Source organism: Vibrio sp. OPT20, from assembly GCF_963889365.1.
GTDB lineage: Bacteria > Pseudomonadota > Gammaproteobacteria > Enterobacterales > Vibrionaceae > Vibrio > Vibrio splendidus.
Genome location: NZ_CAWPOA010000106.1, coordinates 1 through 3,393, shown reverse-complemented (window position 1 = coordinate 3,393; position 3,393 = coordinate 1). Strand labels below are relative to the sequence as shown.

Genomic DNA, 3,393 nt, shown 5'->3' with positions numbered 1-3,393 from the left:
GGTTAGAGTAACCTCTGGCTAGTACAACCACTCATCCAGCTCATTTATATTTTCATATAAGCTCTATTCTTCACTCTTATCCCTTGAAAATCCGCGTTACCGTATCCATCTTCTAAGCATAAGATAAACATATCTAAGAGTAGGAAGGTTGGCATGCGTCTCGATCGGTTCACTAGTAAATTCCAAATTGCGATATCTGATGCTCAGTCGCTCGCATTAGGTCGTGATCACCAATATATAGAACCTGTGCACCTAATGGTGTCTTTGCTTAATCAAGATGGCAGTGCGATTCGTCCATTGCTTACTATGCTGAACATTGATGTTGTTCAATTGCGTTCTAAATTGAGCGAAATATTAGACCGAGTGCCGAAAGTAAGTGGTATCGGTGGTGATGTTCAGCTTTCGAATGCCATGGGAACGTTGTTCAACCTATGTGACAAGGTCGCGCAAAAGCGCCAAGACAGTTACATATCTTCAGAAGTATTCCTACTCGCTGCAATTGAAGACAAAGGTCCTTTAGGGAACTTACTTAAAGAGTTAGGCCTTACTGAGCAAAAACTATCTCAAGCTATCGAGCAAGTTCGTGGCGGTCAAAAAGTCGATGATCCGAATGCCGAAGACAGACGCCAAGCATTAGAGAAGTTCACCATTGATCTGACCGAAAGAGCAGAGCAAGGCAAACTAGATCCTGTGATTGGTCGAGACGATGAAATCCGCCGTACTATCCAAGTACTTCAACGCCGTACTAAGAATAACCCCGTCATTATTGGTGAGCCTGGTGTCGGAAAAACGGCAATCGTTGAAGGTTTGGCGCAGCGCATTATCAATAATGAAGTACCGGAAGGCTTGAGAGGGCGACGAGTTCTTTCATTAGACATGGGCTCTTTGATTGCAGGTGCTAAATATCGTGGTGAATTTGAAGAGCGCTTGAAATCGGTTCTCAACGAATTATCGAAAGAAGAGGGCAACATTATTCTCTTCATCGATGAAATTCACACCATGGTAGGAGCAGGTAAAGGCGAAGGCTCTATGGACGCCGGTAATATGCTGAAACCAGCATTGGCTCGTGGTGAGCTGCATTGTGTAGGCGCAACGACACTCGATGAACATCGTCAGTATATAGAGAAAGATCCTGCATTAGAGCGTCGATTCCAAAAAGTGATAGTCGATGAGCCAACCGTTGAAGACACAGTTGCGATTCTTCGTGGTTTGAAAGAGCGCTATGAACTTCACCATCATGTAGAAATTACTGACCCAGCGATTGTAGCGGCGGCAACGTTATCTCATCGATACGTTTCAGATCGTCAGTTACCAGATAAGGCGATTGATCTCATTGATGAAGCGGCTTCGAGCATTCGCATGCAGATCGATTCAAAACCTGAGTCGCTAGATAAGCTCGAGCGCAAAATCATTCAATTGAAGATCGAGCAGCAAGCTCTGACGAATGAAAATGATGAAGCCAGTGAAAAGAGGCTTCGCACGCTGCAAAGTGAACTTTCTGAGAAGGAGCGGGATTTTGCTGAGCTTGAAGAAGTTTGGAACGCTGAAAAAGCGGCGCTTTCCGGGACGCAACATATCAAATCAGAGTTAGAACAAGCTCGTATGGATATGGACTTTGCACGACGTGCTGGCGATCTTAACCGAATGTCTGAATTGCAATATGGTCGAATCCCAGAGTTGGAGAAGCAGTTAGACCTCGCGACTCAAGCTGAAATGCAAGAAATGACCTTATTACGTAATAAGGTAACTGACGCTGAAATTGCCGATGTTCTTTCAAAGCAGACCGGCATTCCGGTTTCTAAAATGCTAGAGGCAGAAAAAGAGAAGCTTCTGAAAATGGAAGGTGTTCTGCATAAGCGGGTTATTGGGCAAGCCGAAGCGGTAGAAGTGGTATCGAATGCGATTCGTCGTAGTCGTGCTGGTTTATCAGATCCAAATAAGCCGATTGGTTCTTTCCTATTTCTTGGTCCAACGGGCGTAGGTAAAACCGAACTGTGTAAAACATTGGCTAACTTCATGTTTGATAGTGACGATGCCATGGTTCGTATCGATATGTCTGAGTTTATGGAGAAGCACTCAGTGGCTCGTTTGGTTGGTGCTCCTCCAGGTTACGTTGGGTATGAAGAAGGTGGTTACTTAACCGAAGCTGTTCGTCGAAAACCTTATTCTGTGATTCTGCTTGATGAGGTAGAGAAAGCGCACCCTGATGTTTTCAATATTCTATTGCAGGTTTTAGATGATGGACGATTAACTGACGGACAAGGTCGCACGGTCGATTTCAGAAATACCGTAGTGATCATGACATCTAATCTTGGCTCTTCGAGAATTCAAGAAAACTTCAATACGCTCGATTACCAAGGAATAAAGAATGAGGTGATGGAAGTAGTAGGTAAGCATTTCCGCCCTGAGTTTTTGAACCGTGTTGATGAAAGTGTCGTGTTCCATCCATTAGGCCAAGCTCACATCGAGTCAATAGCCGCTATTCAGCTTGAGCATTTGAAGAAACGAATGGAAGACAATGGCTATGAGCTTGAAGTTTCGGACAAAGCACTGAAGTTGATCTCTCAAGTCGGTTTTGATCCTGTCTATGGTGCTAGGCCTCTTAAAAGAGCAATTCAGCAGAGTGTAGAGAACCCATTAGCGAAAGCGATACTTGCAGGAAAAATCAATCCGGATAAGAAAGTGCAGCTATTAGTGAATAACGACCGAATTATTGCTCACCAATAATCAAGGTAAGAACGATAGGTACGATTAGTCAAAATTAAGACGTAATCGTACCTATTTTGAACGCTTTGTGTGAATAGTGTCCGAACGATCGCCTGCTGCGGTCTTTTTTCGTTTTTGGCCTTGTGCAAAGGGGGATTCTCTCTATAATGCGCCTCCGTTGCCAGGGATAACTAAGCGGTTTGAACTAAGTAACGAGACGACATTAAGCATTTAAGATGCTTTGAAAAATTAGCTGGAAAAAGTGTTTGACACTGGAACCCAATTCGCTAGAATGGCCGTCCACTTAGCGAGGCTCCTTACTAAAAGGAACGCTCAATAAGTAAAGCTCTTTAACAATTTAAACCTATCAATCTGTGTGGGCACTCGTTGATGAATATCAAAACGTTTTATCTTCCCTTTTAATTAAGAGAAGTAAAACAGATTCCTCGGAATCAACTTTGGTTTCAATGAACTGAGTGACCAATACGAATAACTACTTTCTCTTGTAGAAAGAAAGTATTTGGCACAGTCAATTCATTATCTTTCTGTTGGAAAGATAATAGCTTTAAAATTACTTTTTGTAGTTTTAAAGTCAGTATTCATTGAGCCGACAAAATCTTAAATTGAAGAGTTTGATCATGGCTCAGATTGAACGCTGGCGGCAGGCCTAACACATGCAAGTCGAGC

General features: G+C 43.1%; 1 protein-coding gene and 1 rRNA gene. Both read left to right on the top strand.

All coding sequences use genetic code 11. The features are described from left to right. Positions 1-153 precede the first annotated feature (153 nt). Positions 154-2,727: an ATP-dependent chaperone ClpB gene (gene clpB, locus AACR09_RS21895; protein WP_017077748.1), complete on the top strand. Its 2,574-nt coding sequence runs from the start codon at positions 154-156 to the stop codon at positions 2,725-2,727. A 599-nt stretch (positions 2,728-3,326) separates the two neighbouring features. Continuing rightward, a 16S ribosomal RNA gene (locus AACR09_RS21890) occupies positions 3,327-3,393 on the top strand; the annotation flags it as partial.